The organism is Verrucomicrobiota bacterium, from assembly GCA_039192515.1.
Lineage (GTDB): Bacteria > Verrucomicrobiota > Verrucomicrobiia > Methylacidiphilales > JBCCWR01 > JBCCWR01.
On the sequence record JBCCXA010000006.1, the window covers coordinates 32479 to 51564 of the forward strand.

Below are 19086 nucleotides of genomic sequence, written 5' to 3' on the forward strand. Positions count from 1 at the left end.
TTAATTTTGACAGCTAAACGAATTCGACTTCTATTTTTTCGGGGAGGATACCTCGGGAGTAACCTAAGTCGAGAAAGAGCTGAACAGCTTGTCTGCCTGCTTCTCCATAGTCGATGGTGTAATCATTGACATACATGCCGATGAATTGATCTGCCTTGGATTTGTCTAGTCCACGGCCGAGAGGAAGAGCATGTTCTACTCCGGCATCTCGATGGTCTAGCCCGTATTGGATGCTTTCTTTGAGGATACGTGAGATTTCTGTGATGTGGTCCATTCCTATACTGCGGCGGATCGCATTACCTCCAAGTGGCAATGGAAGTTGGTTTTCCTCTTTCCACCAGACTCCTAAGTCCACAGAGGGCACTAGTCCTTCATCACCATAAGTAAGTTGTCCTTCGTGTATGATGACCCCGACATCAGCCTGACCTTCCTTGATAAACGTAAAGATTTCGTCAAATGGGACAACAATGGTATCGAGTGTTTCATCTCTTTGATCCAGGAATAATTGGAGTGCCAAGTGTGCACTGGTCATTTTGCCGGGAATGGCGATTCTCTTGGTAAGTAGTTCGTTTTTGTTAAATTTTTCATATCCCACGATCATAGGGCCGTACCCATCTCCCATAGAGGCTCCCGAAGCTAAAAGTGCATAGTCTTGGGCAAGTGAAGCGTAGGCATGTATCGACACAGCAGTGATATCCAGCTCTACTCGCTGGGCTCGTTCGTTAAGAGTTTGGATGTCTTGGAGGATGTGTTCAAATTCATAGGGATTGGAATTGATCTTATTTTCCGCGAGTGCATAAAACATGAATGCATCATCAGGGTCTGGGCTGTGGCCTAAAGTAATTTTCATCGATCTATAATGATCCAATCGTTTCTCGATATTACAAAGAAAATTTTCGGCAAGTGTAAAATATGCGTTTATCTAGTAGATAGATAAGCGTTCTAATTAGACTTAGATATAGTCTTTGCTTTCGATAGAAAGAGGATCTCTGTTGGCTAAGAACTCTGCTTGTTCAATCACAGAGCTTGAAGATTCATCAAATCGATAGGCGTTACAGTTTGGACATATGTAGGCTTTTGCGACAACAATAGACCCACAACATTCGCAAACCTTATAATGATTAGGTGAAGCTTTTATTTTTAGTGCAGCTTCAGCACGATCAGCTATCTGACTCATAGTAATCTCAACAAGTTACCCGATGATTCTTCGCAACCAACTAAATTCTACCTAATACATTAGATATTATTTTTGTAAGAACTCAAGTAGAAATTAGATTATTCTTAGCAAACAGATTGTTAAAGCTTAACTTTTTTCTCGGAAAATAAGTATCCTTTTAAGGGTGCGCAGGCACTTCTATACTAGAAAGTTTGGTGGGCAGGATAGGTAGGTTTTCCTTTGACCAACGGCTATAAGAGCCATTGTTTTGATGGGTAAGGTTTTTAAGAAAGTGTTCTGCCGGGCTTTGAGGATCGAGAAAAAAACCGATGGCATAGATGGCCAACTGACGGTTTAACTTATATCGAAGATGCCTGACTTGTGTTAGGACAATCTGGGGATCGGTGTTAGCCTCTCCATCAGAAAGAATAATAATAGCTTCTGTATTCATGCGTAGGGCAGAGAAGAGGGCGTTTTGTAGATTGGTCGTTCCGCCGACATGGACTTCTTCATTGAGAAAAGCATAGGCTTTGGCCTTGTTTTGAAAAGTTGCAGGCACGAGACTATTATTGAAAAGGGCGTTGTGGTCAGCGAATAGCACGACGTTAAAATGTTGCTCAGGTTTTAAACCACTAACGGCGTCTTTAATTCCTTGGTAGGCCAGAGTGAGTCGTGAGCGAGGACCTGTCTTCTCAAGCATGCTTCCTGAGCTATCGATAACAAAGACGACTTTTTGGGCATGGATGTCAATTCCGAAAAAATCCTTACGCGGTGTAATACCCACCTGAGATTCTGCTACAGCTAACTGAGCTTCATTAGAAATGGGAGGTTCTGCAACTGAAAATGGGTTACCTTCCCAGGTTGGTGTGCCTGGCTCAATATCTGCAACATCTTCGACTTCAAATCGAGTTGAGACAGTAAAGAGTTGCTCAGCCTCTCTGATGACTTTTCCTGTAGCATTTTTTTGTTCGGGTATAGAAAAGGCAATAAAATTGGGGGCAAGTTCTGCAGGCTTAGTGTGAGAAAAGAGAATCCAGCTTTGAAGCGCAAATACAATCAAAATGTGTGCCCCCAAGCTTGCTCCGAATACTAACCAAAAGGTCTTATCTTTCACACGTTTCTTAAAGTCTGAGAGGCTAAACATGCTGACTGACCTCTCAGTTTCCGGGTTGATCAATCATGGCCCAGAAGTTTGGATTTTTTTGTAGTTCTTCGTCCTCCGCAATGGGTACATTCGACCGGAAGAGAAAATCCTTCAGTGTGTTTTTGTGAATGACGCGGTGTATGATAAGGCCATCATCTTTTTTTTCAAAATAGATTCGGTAGTCCTCTGCCCGATACCTGTAGATAGATCTTGTGTCTTTGGTCATACGACCGAAGGTCTCAGGGCTTTCTTCTACGAAGTTCGGTTGTAGGACATTGAATTGCTCCAAAATTTCAAGCTGTAGCTTCTTGGGCAAGCTAGAAATCTCAGCCGAGCTTACAGGCGTAAATACTATTTCAAATCCGTCTGTTTCGTTCATGGTGGTGCAGAGTTACCTCAAATTACTATATAGCGTAATTTAATCTATCTGTACATAGCGTTTTTTAAGCGTAGGTGCAATGATTTGACCTATAGAAGTATGCTTATAGGCTTATAGTAATTTCATCATCAAAGATATGAAAATAGGCGTTATTTCTGACTCGCACAATAAAGTGCCTGATAAGATATTGGAGCATCTAGAAGATGTGGATCTCATATGGCATCTAGAAGATGTGGATCTCATATGGCATCTGGGAGATGTGTGCGATGCTGGCGTATTAGATGACATTCTTGCACTGGAGAAACCTCTCAAAGTGGTTCGGGGGAATTGCGATTTTAATTCGGAGTGGCCGATCACACTCACCGAAGAAATTGAGGGGTTTAAATTTTTACTAGTGCATATACCGCCTGATACTTGTTCAGAGCCCGTTGATTGTTTGCTGCATGGGCACACGCATGTTCCAAGAGATGAAATGATAGAAGGCGTCCGTTTTTTAAATCCCGGGACAATAGGTAAGCCTAATAAGGGGGCTCCCCCAAGCATGGCGGAAATTGAAACAAAGCCCGATGGCACAATGGAGTGGCGTATCATACCCATCTAACTCAATGGATGAGGATGCAACAGTCCGGGGATGGGTCAGAGCTTGGAGTAAAGAGGCCTTGAGTTACATAGGCGACGATTGCGCCGTTCTACCTGGTTCGAAAAGAGGATTCGATGCTCTTCTAAAGACGGACGCTGTGGTTTGTGGAAGGCATTTTAATCAAGAAGACGCGCCATCTAAAGTGGGTTATAAAGCACTGGGAAGGGTCCTGAGTGACTTCGCTGCCATGGGTGGGCAGTTACAAAGTGTAATGGTTTCAATAGGTATTCCCAAGGAGATCGAACCATCTTACATTAGAAGGCTTTATAGAGGGATGGGGAGGCTAGCAGATAAATATAGTGTGCAACTAGTAGGCGGAGAGACAACGCGGTGCTCTGATCTATGGGTCAATGTTTGCGGAATAGGTAAAGTTAAAAAGGGTAGAGCTGTTTTGCGTAGTACTGCTGGGGCAGGTGATAGGTTATTTGTGACAGGCCGGCTAGGAGGCTCATTCCCCAAAAGGCATTTGCGTTTTGTGCCCCGAGTGAAAGAGGGACGTTGGCTAGCCGAAAAAAGGATGGCCTCTGCGATGATGGATCTGAGTGATGGCTTGGGAAAGGATTTGCCACGCATGGCTCTAGCATCCGGTTTATCATACGAAGTGGAACCCACGCTATTGCCAAGGTATCGCGGTATAAATGCCAGTCAGGCAGTGAACGATGGAGAGGATTACGAGCTCCTTCTGGCTGTGCCTGAGGTTAAGGTGGAAAAGTTGCGAGCGGTTTGGCCTTTTACAACAAGACTCACTGAGATTGGGCAAATGGTTCTGAAAACTAAAATGAATAAGACACATGGGCTAGAGATGCAGGGTTTTGACCATTTCCTATAAAGTAGTGGAGTTGCGATGGATCAATTAAGTCAAGAGTTATTTAGCCAGAGTCCACAAGAGACTCGAGACCATGCAATAAACATAGCGAAAGGAATGCCGCTAGGTGGAGTGGTACAGCTAAAGGGGGATTTAGGTTCCGGTAAAACAGAATGGGTAAAAGGCTTTGCTCAAGGAATGGGGAGCGGAGAGTTGGTGACAAGTCCTAGCTTTGCTCTGTTGAATGAGTACCCCGGCGGCAGGTTGCCCATCTATCACTGGGATTTGTATCGGCTATCTGAGGGGGTAGATTGGTCAGTTTTGGATTTGCCAGAGCAGTTGCCAAGTTGCGATGGGGTTACCCTAGTAGAATGGCCAGAACGGTATCTGGGATATTGGCCTGCAGAAACGCTAGTAGTAGAAATCGAACGAGTTTCCGAAGAAAGTCGGAAGATCTTTGTGAGGATGTAGGAATTCGTTTGCTAACTGAATAGAACCGAAATGGATTCACCGGAGTGGATGCGCTTAATAGCTTCTCCTAATAATTCAGCGATACTAAGTACTATCAGTGGTACCCCATCGATTTTTGTGATAGGCGTGGAGTTTGTAGTGATGAGTTCCGCAATGTCGGAGTTCCTCAAGCGTTCTATAGCCAAATCGTTGAATATAGAGTGAGAGACACCAGCGTATATGTCTTTTGCGCCTGCTTGGCGAAGAATTTTAGCAGCAGATGTTAGGGTGCCTGCTGTTTCAGTCATGTCATCGACGATGAGTACATTTTTGTCTTTTACATCACCTACCACGTACTGGGACTCGATTTCGGTTGCACTTACACGACGTTTCGCAATAATCGCCAGGCCTGTTCCTAAAGCCTGCGAGTAGGCTTGTGCCATTTTCATACCACCCACATCTGGAGATACTACGATCAAGTTATCGACAGATCTCTTCTTGAGGTAGTCGTAAAAGACTGGAGCTGCGTAGAGGTGGTCTACCGGGATGTCAAAAAAGCCCTGAATCTGCTGGGCATGTAGGTCCATGGTGAGGACCCGGTGAGCACCAGCAGAAGTAAGGAGGTTAGCGATTAATTTAGCCGTAATAGGGACGCGTGGTTTGTCTTTACGGTCTTGTCTAGCATAACCATAAAATGGCATGACCGCAGTGATGCGTTGGGCGCTTGCCCGCCTGGCTGCATCAATCATGATGAAAAGCTCCATCAGGTGGTGATTTGTTGGGGGACATGTCGGCTGAATAATGAAAATATCGTTCCCTCGAATATTATCTTGGTATTGGACAAAGCTTTCACCATCTGGGAAAGAAGAGACGTCCGCAGATCCAAGGGGTATTTCGATGTACTTAGCTATTTCAGCAGCAAGCTCTTTATTTGCGGATCCACTAAAAATTTGAAGTTGCTTACCAAATGACTCTACCACGGATCAGATAATCATTTCAAAAACCAAGCTGGGCAAGGTAAAAAGTCATTAAATGGTCAAAAATCAATGAAATGGCCTCGAGGGAGGCGAAATTCTCAACTCAGGAGAGCATAATGATTAAATCTACGTGCTATGGATATATTAAGATTGTCATTTGTTAGGTAAATCTATGAAATGCTCGTCGTATGAGTGTTAATTCAGATATCGGATTGGTCGGCTTAGCTGTGATGGGGCAGAATTTGGCCTTAAACATAGCCGACCATGGTTTTAAAATTTCGGTCTATAATCGGACTGCGTCGAAGACACAGGAATTTGTAGAAGCTAACCCTGACACGCCGGGTGGTCTTGAAGGGTGCCCTACACTAGAGAAGTTTGTTGCTTCACTGAAAAGTCCCAGGAAGATCATCATCTTAGTGAAAGCTGGTGGTCCTACTGATGCTGTCATAGAGAGCTTGCTTCCGCATTTAGATAAGGGAGATATTATCATTGATGGAGGGAATGCTCTTTGGACCGACACGATTCGTCGGGAAAAGGATCTTAAGGAAAAGGGTTTCCTATTTGTTGGTTCTGGAGTATCTGGAGGTGAAGAAGGTGCTCGTTTTGGTCCGTCGTTGATGCCTGGTGGAGATCAATCTTCTTGGAAAGAGTTGGAGCCCATTTGGACGGCGATTGCCGCTAAGGTGGATGCTGCCACCGGAAAACCATTGGAAGGAGCCGCCCCAGGCAAGCCTGTCACGGGTGGTGTGCCTTGCACTGCTTACATTGGACCAGATGGCGCCGGTCATTATGTTAAAATGGTACATAACGGCATTGAGTATGGTGACATGCAGTTGATTTGCGAGGCTTATAATATTTTGCGTTACGGTGCGCAACTCGAAGTTGAAGAGATCGAGTCTATTTTCAAGGAATGGAACACAGGGGATCTTGATTCTTTCCTAGTGGAAATCACGGGCAATATCTTAGGCTTTAAGGACCAAGGAACCGGTCAGCCCATGGTAGATGTGATTATGGATCGCGCTGGACAAAAAGGCACAGGGAAATGGACTATCATGTCCTCGCTAGAGGAGGGAATTCCCACTTCAACGATGTCAGAGGCTGTTTTTGCACGCTGTATTTCGGCGATTAAAGAGGAGCGGGTCATTGCAGCTAAAATTTTGGATGGTCCTGACACCAAAATCGATTTGAGCATGGGTAAAGAGCTGTTTATCGAAGCCGTTAGGGATTCTCTCTACGCCTCTAAAATTTGTTCTTATGCGCAAGGCTTTGCCTTGATGCAGGCGAAGTCCGAGCAGGAGAATTGGAATTTGAAATTCGGAGATATTGCGATGATTTGGCGTGGCGGATGTATCATCCGCGCTCGTTTTTTGCAGCGTATTAAAGATGCATTTGATAAGGATTCCAGTCTTCCGAATTTGCTTCTAGATCCCTATTTCAAGAATATTATCGCAAAGACCCAGAAGAACTGGAGAATGATTGTTTCTCAAGCTGCTTTGTCGGGAATACCAATTCCAGCTTACGCAGCCTCACTGGCATACTTTGATAGCTATCGCAGTGAACGCTTGCCAGCTAATCTGTTGCAAGCGCAGCGCGATTATTTTGGTTCGCATACCTACGAGCGGGTTGATCAACCAGTAGGTAAGTTCTTCCACCTCGATTGGGTAGGGGATAAGAAGCAATACGAAGCTTAAATAGCCGTTACTTTTTTACTTAATAATAGAGGATTTATGGGCCTATAGATCCTCTATTTTGTCTGAAAATTTATATTTTAGACGTTGTCGAAAAAATATAATCACAAATCGCTTGTCTATCCTTGTTTAATCAAATAACTGTTCTAACTACTAGATAATGAAAATGAAGGAAGGCTAAAAGGGGTAATACTTCTTCTTGTTTTTGTTGCTGGATACGTTGATCAATTCCTGGCGGCGTAGCCAGGAGAATGTAGTACTGCGCCAAGCTGTATCTGGATTATCGAACTCCATATTTATTTTTTATCTTTCATAGTAAATGGAGTTGAGGCAAGAGATAAAGGAATGCTATTGCTATGGTGTTGTCTCCTAGGCAGGGTCTAGTTATGTAAATCTGAGCATAAGCAATGGATGTGGCTAATGCGGTTGTAAGGCATCAGGTTGATTCGTTAACCCATGGTCTTTTGCCAGAAATAACACAATCTAGGTTAATTTCATAAAAAAGTTCTCTAAATGGAGAGTGTTTCTGGATCTAAGATTTAATTATTTTCAGATTCTTGTTATTTTTATTGAAATTATAGATGATCCTGATTAATCTTAAGTTAAGTAATCGATTTATTGAAAATATAGTATTTAATAGTAGAAAAGATTTACCTACCCAACATAGCAAGGCAACAACACCTCGCAGGGGGCCAATGACGTGCAAAGCGTTGTTCGCCCCCTGCAATTTTTTTCACCTGATGTTTGTATCTTGATTACTAGGGCAATAAGAATAGGCTGAAAAAGTGAGTGCTAACGAGTCGGCAATTTTATTGATACATTGTAGGGACCAGAGAGGGCTAGTGGCCACTGTCGCCGATTTTATCAACCGGCATGGTGGGAATATCCTTCATTTAGACCAACATGTGGACCGCCAGAAAGGTGTGTTTTTTATGCGAGCTGAGTGGGAATTATCGCGTTTTGACCTTAAACCTGGAGAAATTGAGACGTGTTTTGATTTAGAAATTGGGCGTAAGTTTGCTATGTCCTGGCGCCTTTTTTATTCTGAACAGAGATCTCGGATGGCGATATTTGTGTCTAAGTTCTCGCACTGTCTCTACGACTTATTAGCTCGTTGTCAGGATCGAGAATGGCAGGTGGATGTCTCGCTTATTATTTCTAACCATCCTGGCTTAGAAAAAGTAGCCAAGGGTTTTGAGATTCCTTTTTATCATATTCCAATTACCAAGGATAATAAGGTCGAGCAGGAAAAGAAGCAACTAACCCTATTGAAAGAGCACCAGGTAGATGTTGTAGTGCTGGCTAGGTATATGCAGATTATTGGCCAAGAGTTTGTGGAAACATTTCCTAATCAAATTATTAATATTCACCATTCATTTCTTCCTGCATTTGTTGGTGCTAGACCCTACCATGCGGCTTATGAAAGAGGGGTGAAGATAATCGGAGCCACGAGTCACTACGTGACAAAGGATTTAGATGCTGGTCCAATTATAGAGCAGGGGGTGGTTACCGTAAGCCATAAAGATTCTGTGGAGGATTTGATTCGTCAGGGACAAGATTTGGAGAAAATAGTCCTGGCCAAGGCGGTCTACTCCCACTTAATGCATAGGGTTTTAGTTTATGATAATCGAACCGTGGTGTTTTAGGATTCTTGAGCAGGCTCTCGCAAGTTTAGGTAGTTTGTAATTATCTTTGAAGTGTAATGAGTGAAGAATTACTAGATCAGAGGACAGAGTTTAAAGTTCATGTTCCAGATTTGAAGCACCCTCTCTATATGAGGTTACATTCTTCAGACATTGCGGTGTATGATCAGGTTTTTAAGCATTTGCATTATGAAATAGATACACTTAGACCTGTTGAGAGCATCATAGACGCTGGGGCTAATATTGGTCTTACTTCGGTCTACTTTGCTTCTCGTTATCCTAGCGCTAGAATATTGGCTTTGGAGCCTGAGCAGTCTAACTACATGCTTCTTCAAAAGAACGTAGGGCCGTATGAAAATATAGTGCCTATCCAGGGGGCCTTATGGAATGAAAATACAAAGTTAAGTATTTTTGATTCAGGCTTGGACGAATGGGGCTATCAGACGGCACCTATTTCAGAGGAGTCCGGCGAGCGCTGTATACAGGAGGTGTCAGGGTGGACTGTGGAGGAACTCATGCAAGAACATGATATTGATTTTACCAGCTTACTGAAGATAGATGTCGAAGGTGCTGAGAAGGAAGTTTTTCAAGAGCCATCAGAATGGATGAACCGGGTCGGGATAATAGCTATTGAATTACATGATCGTATTAAGATGGGCTGCACTCGTAATTTTTATCAGGCAACCAGGCATTTTCAAGTAGAGCAGCACAAAGGTGGTAACGTAATCTTAGGTCTTAGCGGATGGTTAGGTGCTAGATAAGTCTTCCATTCAGCTTAACTCTTAACAGCTTTGACGCTTGTGATGGATTTTTTCGTCAGTTGATTGCCTTTGGACTTAGCCGTTCGAATGGGGATATCTGAGAGGGCGAAGGTATGTTCTTTAATTTTAAGTCCTTTGGTCTGGCGAAACTTGACAAAGAGTTTAGGAAACTCTCCCTTTTCAAAAAGTAGGACGCGAGATTTAGGCAAGGCTAAATGATATTCACGATTCATAATGACACCGCCGAAGGTAAATTTCTTAATGAAGGTTGCTTGTGTGTTCGCGAAAACAAAAGTAAAGACTTGGTCTCGATCGAATGGGGCAAAATAGATAACGTTTTTATCAACAAATAGTTTCTCAGGTGGAGGCATAACTTGGTAGCGCCCATCATTCCACATAATGATCACTTTATCCAAAGGAGAACAGCGGAAAGCAATTTCTCCCTTTAGATTGCAGCCAATAAAGCCTTTTTCTTTGTCATAAACGACTGCGAGTTGATTAGAAGTTAGTTCGCGAACATCGATCTCTTCTGCTGTTGTTGATTTTGTGCGACGCTTATATTGTTTGCCATATTTAGTGATCAGATCTTGTAAGTAAGCAATGGCATATTTAACGAGTTGTCGAAGATTTTTCCTGACTTGCTTGATCTCATTAACAATGCGAGCCATATCATCTTTATTTTTTTCTAAGTCGAATTTAGAGATACGTTTAATCCGTAAATCTAAAAGCATTTCAATGTCATTTTCGGTGACAGGGCGTTTAAACTTTTGGGTGAAAGGCTTTAGACCTTGGAGGACTGCTTTTTGAACGGCAGCGTATGTTGTGCAATTCTCGATTTTTTTATAGATGCGATTTTCGATGAAAATTTGAACCAGAGATTTGTAGTGAAGTTCGTTTTCTAGCTCTCCCTCTTTAAGCTCTAATTCCGCTTTGAGAAGTGCAACGAGTTGGTCGGTATTGGCACGAAGCACCTCATCAACAGTCATCTGAACAGGTTTTTCCCCGCTTATCAGCATCAGGCTGCAAGAGATAGGAACTTCACATTGTGTGAAGTGATAGAGTGCGTCTATTGTGCGCTCCTGGTTTTCTCCCTGCGTAAGAGTGAGAACGATCTCAACTTTTTCTGCGGTGTAGTCGTTGATGGATCTTATCTTTAGTTTCTTTTTACGAACGGCATCTTCAATGGAGATTACCAATGAATCTGTCGTTGTGCCAAAAGGGATTTCCTTGATGGTAAGTTTATTTTTTTCAGTTTTTGTAATAACGGCTCGCAGCTTTATTTTACCATTCCCCTTATTGTATTCAGAGGCATCCATCAGGCCACCTTGTTGAAAGTCAGGGAGGATCTTGAAACGCTTGTCTTGGAGGATAGCAACTTGTGCCTTGAGCAACTCAATAAAATTATGAGGTAAGATCTTAGTGGATAATCCGACAGCTATGCCTTCTGCGCCAAGCATCAGAAGAAGTGGTAGTTTACAGGGTAATGTAACGGGTTCCTTATTTCGTCCATCGTAGCTAGGCACATAAGTGGTTAGCTTAGGACTGAAGATTTCATTTCTAGCAAGCTCAGTGAGTCGACATTCTATGTAGCGTGAGGCAGCTGCGCGGTCTCCTGTGTAAATATTACCAAAGTTACCTTGTCCCTCTATTAAATAGCCACGGTTCACTAATGCAACTAAGGCATCTCCAATGGAGACGTCACCATGAGGGTGGTAGCGCATACAGTGACCGACGATGTTGGCGACTTTGTTGAATTTGCCGTCATCGTTCTCCTTGAGGGAGTGCATAATGCGGCGTTGCACAGGTTTCAACCCATCCTCTAGTTGTGGAATAGCTCGATCACGGATTACATAAGAGGCGTATTGGAGGAAATTAGTGTCGATTAGATCTTTAAATGGCCCTTCAGGGAGATGCAATGATTTGGAGGTTATCTTGGGTGGGGAGCCCTCTGTTGGTGATGGTTCGCCAGGTTTTCTAGAAGGGCTTTTTTTTGTTGCTGCCATAAAATCTCAGCATTAGCCATTAGCGGAGATTTGTACAGAACAAAAAATTGCAGCAAAGTTTCTCATTAGAAGTTGTCCAAGTAATCAATATTCTCGATTAGAACTTGTGTACTTAACCGGAACGAGAATAGCCATAGGGTAATCCAGGAAAGAATGCAAAAAAGGATAGAAGAGATGGCAAAGGAACCTATAGACTTTCTCCAATGTTCGGCTAATTCGTTTCTTAGAAAGAAAAACTGTGTGAACGTAAACCATATGAGTAAGAATAGAGCTGTCACAGCATTAAAAGTGGTGGAGAGATTCATTTCGCTAGTGAGAATTAAAAGGGCAAACCAAATCATAACTAGAAAATAGAAGGTGCCCATGATATATCCTTGGTACTCAAATGTTCTCCGTAAATTATTTTTGGAAACAGAACCAGTCTTATACCAGACTGGTATGATGCTAAAACTAAGGGCTCCTACTAGATTGATAATAAGTGACATGAGTGCTTTTACATCTAGTGGTTGTTCGTCCCACCAAGGTAATCCAACTGCTTCAGGACTGGTCATACTACCAGCAGTTGAAAAGAGGTAAGAAAGGCCTGCTAGATCTTTTTTAATCTGAGATGCAAGGTCTATTCCAAACCCTGTAGATAAGGTGCCAAACAGAAGTAGAAAAGTAATAGGAGAGAGTTGGGATTCAAAGCGCTGATTTTGAGGCTTGTTGAGTTCAGCACTAGTATAGTGATAAATATATTTAGGCTTAAAGATCGTGTAAAAAAGTGTTTTAGGGCCAAAAACAAGAAGGGCAGTAATTCGAAAGACGATTTCCTCAAAGCTTTGCAGTAGGCTAAACCATTGCATCACAACTTTTTGAGGTGATTTTAATCAGAAGGAAAGCGAAAAGATGTGTTATGCATGAAATATTTCTTGGAAAATGCCTCCGCCGAGAAGTTTCTGACCATCATAGAATGCGCAGATCTGTCCTGGAGCTAGTGCACGTTGAGGCCTAGAGAATTGAATGGTGGCGATCATCCCATGAGCACTTTCTTCTGGTGTATATTTGATATCAACTCTAGGAGCACGGTAGCGTGGTCTTGCTTGTATCACTCGAGATTCCTTCAGAGGTGTACTGGTAAAAGAGAGCTGACAAATTTTTGCCCCCTCAGCATAAAGGAGAGGGGTATTCGGTTCCTCCAGTGCAATAACAAGCTGATTGGTGTTGATACGCTTCTCAACAACTACATACGCTTTATTGGGGGTGTTGGAGGGGACTCTAATACCTTTTCGTTGTCCGAGCGTATAGTAGTGAAGTCCACGGTGTTCTCCTAGAAGTTTACCATCTAAGCTAATGATTTCACCGGGCTTTTGCGGAAGGTGCGCATCTAGAAAGTCTGACATTTTAACTTCACCTATAAAGCAAATACCTTGGCTGTCCTTTTTTTTAAAGTTAGGTAGACGAAATCTTTTTGCTTCATTTCTTACATCTGACTTGATGAGATGTCCGATAGGAAACTCAGACCGATCTATTTGTTCTTGGTTAAGTAGAGCTAGGAAGTAAGACTGGTCTTTATTCGGGTCCGCTCCCTCTAATATCTCTGAGCTATCGTTGGAAGCTAATTTTTGGCAGTAGTGGCCAGTAGCAATAGCTTCAAAGCCGTTTTCTAATGCATAATCTAATAGGACGCCAAATTTCATTTCTCGATTACACATGACATCGGGGTTGGGGGTTATACCTTCGGCATAGCCATCTATGAGGTATTTCACAACCCGGTCTTTGTATTCCTGCATCAGATTGACAATTTCAAAATCGATCTTGATTTCTTTGGCTACTGCAGAAGCATCTTCAATATCTTCTTGCCAAGGGCAATTCCCGATAATGTTAGGTTCGTTGATCCAATTTTTCATGTAGGCACCGCTGACGTCATGCCCTTGCTCTTTTAGCAGGGCGGCAGCTACGGAGCTGTCAACTCCTCCGGACATGGCAACCAATATTTTCCGCATTTGGGCTAAATATATAACTATTATAGGGACATCTAAAGTTTTTCCTGTGTTGTCGAAGTATAACATTAGAAACGACATAAAATCTCAGCACTTCCCTTGAGTAAAGGATGAACAAAGGCTAAATGGCCTTATAAAGCCATGTATAAGCAATAGAACGGATCCTCTCTTAGGGACATCCTTAGTTGGCCAAAAACTGGTACAATATACCTATTAGGTTAAACTAATCAGCGGAAAAAAATTCCGATTTCTATTCTGAAAATTATAGCCGAAATCTTTTTTGTTTTTTTAAGTATTTCATAATGAATTAGTTACGTAGTTCGAGAAGTGGTGGCGAGTTAGTTGGAACAGAGGATGCACTATGTATAGGCATGAGCAATGGACTAGTGAGAATACCTATCCCAGTATCTCGTTGTGTTCAAATATCAGGCGTATTAGGTGTCATATTAGGTCTCATCATTGGGTATATGAACAATGAGGGTTTCACCTGGACATTTCTGCGAGCAGCAATCATGGGGGTAGTTTTCGCTTTGATTGTAAGATACGCCTTAACCATTTTTATTCGCTATTGGCTTGAAACACAAATGGACAAGATGATTCAGGCTAGGCTGGAATTTATGGAAGCTAGGAAAAAGGAGCAGGAGAAAAAGAAAACTAACAAGGCAGAATAGTAATGATCGTAACCGCAAAGAAAAAGAAGAGTAACGTCGAAGAAACTGAGAAACCGAAAGTGGATCCCTTGACAGAGCATAAGGCTGTTGAGAATCGAGATGAGGCTATAGAGAGTTTATTACCTTTGGCTCATCATATCGTATCAAGGATGTCTATGTTTCTCCCGTCATATTTATCTCGAGATGATTTATTAAGTGCAGCGGTGATTGGTTTGATTAATGCAGTTGATAACTATGATCACACCAAAGGCACCAGTATAAAGACTTACTGTTCTTTAAGGATTAAGGGAGCGGTCTTGGATGAGCTAAGGCGACTGAATTGGGCGCCTCGTTCTGTTGTGCGTGAGTCAAGGCGCTTACAAAAGGTGCAAGAAGAGTTAGCTCAGAAATTAGGTAGAGAGCCAACAGAAGAAGAGATTCGAGAAGAAATTGGTTTGTCAGCCAAGGAATTTGAGGATCTGGTTGACCGCGTCAAGCCTGTGAGTTTCTTTTCTTTGCAAGATACAGTGGGCGATGGAATAGATGGGGATTCACTATGTCATGAAGAAGTAGTTGCAGATCCTAAAAGTCAAGCTGCCTCTGAAATCGTTTTGCATGAAGAAGATAAAGATCTTCTAAAACAGCTTTTGAATACGTTGCCGATGCAGCAAATGCAAGTGCTAACGCTCTACTATCTAGAGGACCTTCGATTGAAAGAGATTGCAGAGATCCTCGGTCTTACCGAGTCGAGAGTTTCACAGGTGCATACGTTGGCGGTAAACCGCCTGCGAGCTGCGTTCATGCGTGTTCGCAAGCGTTAAGTTTCCAGGGACGGCAATGTAATAGCAATGATGGTGCTAAGGGGCGGGGAAGTGAATACTAAGCGATAGGATTGGTGTTATGCAAGTCATTGTAGGTTGGGTGATTGTTTTAGGGTGTACCTTGGGAGGGTTTGTTTACTCAGGTGGAAATCCCACGCATCTGATTGTCATTGGCGAGTATATCATTATTATTGGGGTTTCTTTGGGTTTTTTATTTGCTGCGTGTCCGATGGCTTATTTGAAGCTGCTATTTAGTCAAATTATGACGGCATTCAAGGGGTCTCCATATAACCAAAAAGCTTTTGTAGATGTTATCTCAGCTTTTTATGAGCTTTTTATGATTGCTCGGGAACAAGGCGTGATCGGCATTGAAGATCATGTGGTAAATCCGAAAGGTAGCGCGGTATTCCAAAAATATCCTACCTTTTTAAATAATGCGGAAGCAGTAGCATTTGCCCAGGATGCGCTGAAGCCAATAATCGATGGTCGTATCAAAGGAGACCAAGTAAAGCATTTACTTCATGAGGAGATGGAACGCATTGCTGTTCGAAGTGAGCATCCGCTCCATGTAGCGACCAAAGCAGCTGATGCGATGCCTGGGATAGGAATTGTTGCGGCGGTATTAGGAATCATTATCACCATGTCCCATATCTCTGGGGATAAGACGACGATTGGTGTAAAAGTCGCACATGCGTTAGTAGGAACCTTTTTAGGAATTTTTATTAGTTATGGATTTATCCAGCCTCTCATATCAGCAATTGAATTTAATAACGACGATGAAAAGCATTATTACGAAGTGCTTTCTAATATTATCACAAGTTATGCAACGGGTGCGCCGCCCATTATGGCTGCAGAGTCTGGGAGGCGAGCAATACCTGCTGACCGGCAATTAACTGGCGACGTTCTAGAGGAGCAACTGAAAGCCTTGAATAAAAAAGGATAAGCAAAAATGGGAGGAGGTGGATCATGGAAAGTAGCTTACGCAGACTTTGTGACGGCCATGATGGCCTTATTCTTAGTTCTATGGCTAATCTCTAGTGACGATGTGACTAGAGAGCAAGTGCAGAGGTATTTTAGAGGTGAGATTACTGAGCAAGGCAGTGAAGGGATTATGCAGCAATCAGATATGAAACCGTTTGCCGTAAGAAGTTCTCAGCAAGCCCATAATGACTTAGTAGCACTGCAACAGCTAAAAAGGGCGACTGAAAAACTGCAGATTCAATTTAATAATAGTGCAGAGCCAGGTGATGACATGATCCGGTTTGACTTTTTAGCGGATGGTATTCGTATTACGGCATTAGATAGATCTAGGAAGCCATTTTTTTATCCTCAGACCGCAGATTTAACGAACTTTGGCAGTTGGGTGCTGAATACTGTGGCATGGGAGATCGAGCGCTATCCTTTTAAAGTAGAGGTAGAGGGTCATGTTCAAAAAGGCTTTGACGAACAGTTGGAGAAAAAAGGTCAAATAGGATGGGATTTATCCTCAGCTCGTGCGGTTACAGCGCAAAGAGCATTAGAAGAGGGAGGAGTTGATGCTGAGCAATTTTGGCGTGTTGCTGGTTATTCAGACCGCAAACCAATTAATGAATCAAGGCCTGACGATGAGGAGAATCGTAGAATCTCAATCATCGTAAGACCAGAAGAAAGGCATATAACAGATGGACTGGAGTGAGATACTTGCTGCTAACTCGGACTTTGATCGATCAAAGCCTGTTAAAGTTATACGCACGGGGGACGCTAGTTCTAAGAAAATGGTGCCAGTAGGCCAGCACAAAAAGAAGCCCAGATTTAGATCTTCTAGCAATACTGAGAATGTATGTGACCCAAAAGTAGAAATTGTGCAGAGAGAAGATGGGGAATGTGATTTGCTATTTACATGTTCGTGTGGCGAACAGACAGTCATTCGGTGTTACACGCTACCTCAAGAAGCTAACCCAGCTCCCAAGCCCCCTGCCGCATCGTAGCTAAACCCTGCCTCAAAATTTTATTTTAGAAGAAGATTTAGTCTCGTGATGCCGAAATATCTAAATTCGGGCAAGTGTGCAAATCTCTTTTGTCCAAAGTCAAAATCAGTAAAATTAGAGGAACTTAATTAGAGAGAGTTTGATGCAAAAATTGGAGTTGCGAGTAGGGTCTGTGGTTGAAGCAGAGGTGATAGATTTGGGCTTTGGAGGTGAAGGGGTAGCTCGTTATGAGGGTATGGTTATCTTCGTTCCCTTTGTGGCAGTTGGAGACCGTGTTCTTATAAAGATAACTCAGAGTAAAAAGCATTTCTATCGCGGCTTTGTTATGGAGATGCTAAATGCATCAGAAGATCGTGAGGAACCGGTTTGTGAGTACTTTGGTTTGTGCGGGGGATGTGATTATCAACATATTACGTACGAAGCTGAGCTAGAGATTAAATCTAAGCAGATAAGAGATCTTTTAAAAAGAATTGGAGAAGTTTCTCATATTAGGTTCTTGCCATTTATAAGGGCTGATTCCCCTTACGGTTATCGAAACCGCGTGACCGTTCATCAACAAGATTGGCGAATAGGCTTTCATGGAAAAGATTCTAGAGATGTTGTAGATATTGATAAGTGTCAAATCGCAAGTGATGAAGTGAATGAAAAACTGGCCTATTTAAGAGGTCGCCCCGGTAATCGTGAGCATTATTCGCTAAGAGGGTCCAATATCCCGGAACTCGGTTTTTTTCAAACCAACCAATTTTTATTGAAAAGGCTAAGAGATTTAGTGAGAGGGGCTGTTGATCATCGGATGAAGTCGATGGTGGAAGGGTATTCTGGAGTAGGTTTTTTCTCCGAAGTGTTACAGGATGAAGTAGAAGATCTCGTCACAATAGAATCAGATGTGCGTGCAGTCTTGGATGCGCAAAAACGTGTGTCAAGAAGAGTAAAATTACTGGAAGGAAGCTGCGAGCAGTATCTTGAGAAGGCATTTCGAATCTGCGATCAACATCCTGTAGGGTGTTTTCTTGATCCGCCTCGAGAAGGGCTTAGTGATGAACTCATTGAGAAGTTGCTTAGACTTGATTTTCAGCAACTCATTTATTTGTCATGTAATCCAAGCACCTTGGCGAGAGACCTAAGAAAAATGCAAGGTTTCTGGATGCCGCTATGGTTGCAGCCAATTGACATGTTTCCCAGAACCGCTCATATTGAATGTCTGGTAGTCTGCGAACGGATAAATTAGTGGGTAGTCTTCTTGACGCTTTCTAGAGGGATTTGAGCTTCCTCAACGATTAGGATTGGACCGCCACCAAGGGTGTCTTCGGTCTTCTTAAGTAGTTCTTGAAAGCGTAACTCGGATTGCTCAAAAATGGCTCTACTTGTTTTGAGTTCGGAAATAGCAGAGTCATAAGCCATTACTTCTTTGATCGCTTCAGCCCTTGTGGATTTTCCTACTTTGTGATTTAGGCTAGCGCTGAGCGTGGCTACCTTCTTTTTGTCGGTTAAAAACTTCTCTCTGTGTTCGTTCAATTTGTCTTCGTAAGGTTTTAGATACTCTTTAGACTTAGTTTTAGCGAGTTGTAAATGTAGGCTTTTATATGACACAGCAATAGCATTGGCTAATTGAGCCGCCATGGTAGGGCTTTCGTTGTAAATAGCTATAGAGATTTGGTCATTTCTTTCATCAATGGTCAGCTCAAGGTCCTTTATGAGTGCGGTGTAAGCATCTTTCTTAAATGTCTGGGCATCAATGCCTAATTGCTTTGCTTTATAGTAAATAAACCCCGTTTGTTCTATAACGGGCTGTAGCACTTGCTTAGAAGAAATGCGGTCAATTTCCAGATTAAGTGGTTTAGGTGTCCTTTGTTTGTTTTGTATGATTTCGACTAATGCCGCGGACTTATAGATATCTGGTTGACGTGAGCAACTGAGCAAGAGGCATACTAACCCTAGAGCCGTGAAGAGGTACAAGCACAGTCTTTTTGCTAGAAGTATGAGGTTAGCGTTGTTTTTCATGAAGTAAACAGAGCAACAA

At 42.6% G+C, this 19086-nt stretch carries 21 protein-coding genes; 12 read left to right on the forward strand and 9 right to left on the reverse strand.

Annotation, left to right across the window (positions count from 1 at the left end; genetic code table 11):
* Positions 1 to 13: 13 nt before the first annotated feature.
* The 4 genes from AAGA18_04285 to AAGA18_04300 all read right to left on the reverse strand — a co-directional run bounded on the left by AAGA18_04285 (position 14) and on the right by AAGA18_04300 (position 2679).
* Complete coding sequence (locus AAGA18_04285; protein ID MEM9444551.1) at positions 14 to 850, reverse strand: MqnA/MqnD/SBP family protein; 837 nt, start codon at positions 848 to 850, stop codon at positions 14 to 16.
* Between the two features lie 102 nt (positions 851 to 952).
* Entirely contained in the window at positions 953 to 1177 is a 225-nt protein-coding gene (locus AAGA18_04290; GenBank protein MEM9444552.1) for a hypothetical protein, read from the reverse strand.
* Positions 1178 to 1334: 157 nt separating this feature from the next.
* Positions 1335 to 2300, reverse strand: coding sequence for a VWA domain-containing protein (locus AAGA18_04295; protein ID MEM9444553.1), 966 nt, complete (start codon positions 2298 to 2300; stop codon positions 1335 to 1337).
* Between the two features lie 13 nt (positions 2301 to 2313).
* A complete protein-coding gene (locus AAGA18_04300) occupies positions 2314 to 2679 on the reverse strand; it encodes a hypothetical protein (GenBank protein MEM9444554.1) in 366 nt (121 codons plus the stop codon).
* 136 nt (positions 2680 to 2815) lie between these two features.
* Here AAGA18_04300 and AAGA18_04305 point away from each other — a divergent pair, with 136 nt between their 5' ends.
* From AAGA18_04305 to tsaE, 3 genes are read left to right on the forward strand one after another with little or no spacing between them, the layout of a single operon-like run.
* Positions 2816 to 3280, forward strand: coding sequence for a metallophosphoesterase family protein (locus tag AAGA18_04305; GenBank protein MEM9444555.1), 465 nt, complete (start codon positions 2816 to 2818; stop codon positions 3278 to 3280).
* Positions 3246 to 4148: a thiamine-phosphate kinase gene (locus tag AAGA18_04310; protein ID MEM9444556.1), complete on the forward strand. Its 903-nt coding sequence runs from the start codon at positions 3246 to 3248 to the stop codon at positions 4146 to 4148. The genes AAGA18_04305 and AAGA18_04310 overlap by 35 nt, the downstream gene beginning before the upstream one ends.
* 15 nt (positions 4149 to 4163) lie before the next feature.
* Positions 4164 to 4595 carry a tRNA (adenosine(37)-N6)-threonylcarbamoyltransferase complex ATPase subunit type 1 TsaE gene (tsaE, locus tag AAGA18_04315; GenBank protein MEM9444557.1) on the forward strand — a complete coding sequence of 144 codons (432 nt, stop codon included), beginning with the start codon at positions 4164 to 4166 and terminating at the stop codon, positions 4593 to 4595.
* A gap of 11 nt (positions 4596 to 4606) precedes the next feature.
* Here tsaE and AAGA18_04320 read toward each other — a convergent pair whose 3' ends face one another.
* Positions 4607 to 5554: a ribose-phosphate pyrophosphokinase gene (locus tag AAGA18_04320; protein ID MEM9444558.1), complete on the reverse strand. Its 948-nt coding sequence runs from the start codon at positions 5552 to 5554 to the stop codon at positions 4607 to 4609.
* Between the two features lie 185 nt (positions 5555 to 5739).
* Here AAGA18_04320 and gndA point away from each other — a divergent pair, with 185 nt between their 5' ends.
* The 3 genes from gndA (at position 5740) to AAGA18_04335 (ending at position 9643) form a co-directional block, all read left to right on the forward strand.
* Complete coding sequence (gene gndA, locus AAGA18_04325) at positions 5740 to 7242, forward strand: NADP-dependent phosphogluconate dehydrogenase (GenBank protein MEM9444559.1); 1503 nt, start codon at positions 5740 to 5742, stop codon at positions 7240 to 7242.
* A gap of 782 nt (positions 7243 to 8024) precedes the next feature.
* Positions 8025 to 8885, forward strand: a complete 861-nt coding sequence (gene purU / locus AAGA18_04330; protein MEM9444560.1) for a formyltetrahydrofolate deformylase — start codon at positions 8025 to 8027, stop codon at positions 8883 to 8885.
* Between the two features lie 56 nt (positions 8886 to 8941).
* On the forward strand, positions 8942 to 9643 hold the full coding sequence (locus tag AAGA18_04335) for an FkbM family methyltransferase (GenBank protein MEM9444561.1): 702 nt from the start codon (positions 8942 to 8944) through the stop codon (positions 9641 to 9643).
* A gap of 14 nt (positions 9644 to 9657) precedes the next feature.
* Here the strand turns inward: AAGA18_04335 and AAGA18_04340 are convergent, their stop codons facing one another.
* From AAGA18_04340 to mnmA, 3 genes are all read right to left on the reverse strand, one after another.
* On the reverse strand, positions 9658 to 11646 hold the full coding sequence (locus AAGA18_04340; GenBank protein ID MEM9444562.1) for a DNA topoisomerase IV subunit A: 1989 nt from the start codon (positions 11644 to 11646) through the stop codon (positions 9658 to 9660).
* Positions 11647 to 11711: 65 nt separating this feature from the next.
* Positions 11712 to 12491, reverse strand: coding sequence for a hypothetical protein (locus AAGA18_04345; protein ID MEM9444563.1), 780 nt, complete (start codon positions 12489 to 12491; stop codon positions 11712 to 11714).
* A 48-nt stretch (positions 12492 to 12539) separates the two neighbouring features.
* Positions 12540 to 13631 carry a tRNA 2-thiouridine(34) synthase MnmA gene (gene mnmA / locus AAGA18_04350; protein ID MEM9444564.1) on the reverse strand — a complete coding sequence of 364 codons (1092 nt, stop codon included), beginning with the start codon at positions 13629 to 13631 and terminating at the stop codon, positions 12540 to 12542.
* 368 nt (positions 13632 to 13999) lie between these two features.
* Between mnmA and AAGA18_04355 the strand changes: the two genes are divergently transcribed.
* From AAGA18_04355 to AAGA18_04380, 6 genes are all read left to right on the forward strand, one after another.
* Entirely contained in the window at positions 14000 to 14299 is a 300-nt protein-coding gene (locus AAGA18_04355; protein ID MEM9444565.1) for a hypothetical protein, read from the forward strand.
* Positions 14300 to 14301: 2 nt separating this feature from the next.
* The gene (locus tag AAGA18_04360) at positions 14302 to 15099 is read left to right on the forward strand and encodes a FliA/WhiG family RNA polymerase sigma factor (protein ID MEM9444566.1); all 798 of its coding nucleotides are present in this window, start codon (positions 14302 to 14304) and stop codon (positions 15097 to 15099) included.
* 79 nt (positions 15100 to 15178) lie between these two features.
* On the forward strand, positions 15179 to 16042 hold the full coding sequence (locus AAGA18_04365) for a motility-associated protein (GenBank protein ID MEM9444567.1): 864 nt from the start codon (positions 15179 to 15181) through the stop codon (positions 16040 to 16042).
* A 6-nt stretch (positions 16043 to 16048) separates the two neighbouring features.
* Positions 16049 to 16774 carry a flagellar motor protein MotB gene (locus tag AAGA18_04370; GenBank protein MEM9444568.1) on the forward strand — a complete coding sequence of 242 codons (726 nt, stop codon included), beginning with the start codon at positions 16049 to 16051 and terminating at the stop codon, positions 16772 to 16774.
* The gene (locus tag AAGA18_04375; GenBank protein ID MEM9444569.1) at positions 16761 to 17066 is read left to right on the forward strand and encodes a hypothetical protein; all 306 of its coding nucleotides are present in this window, start codon (positions 16761 to 16763) and stop codon (positions 17064 to 17066) included. The genes AAGA18_04370 and AAGA18_04375 overlap by 14 nt, the downstream gene beginning before the upstream one ends.
* A gap of 142 nt (positions 17067 to 17208) precedes the next feature.
* Positions 17209 to 18294 (forward strand): TRAM domain-containing protein, encoded by a 1086-nt coding sequence (locus AAGA18_04380; GenBank protein MEM9444570.1) that lies wholly within the window; start codon positions 17209 to 17211, stop codon positions 18292 to 18294.
* Here AAGA18_04380 and AAGA18_04385 read toward each other — a convergent pair.
* Entirely contained in the window at positions 18291 to 19067 is a 777-nt protein-coding gene (locus AAGA18_04385; protein MEM9444571.1) for a hypothetical protein, read from the reverse strand. The two genes, AAGA18_04380 and AAGA18_04385, sit on opposite strands and share 4 nt — an antisense overlap.
* Between the last annotated feature and the right edge of the window lie 19 nt (positions 19068 to 19086).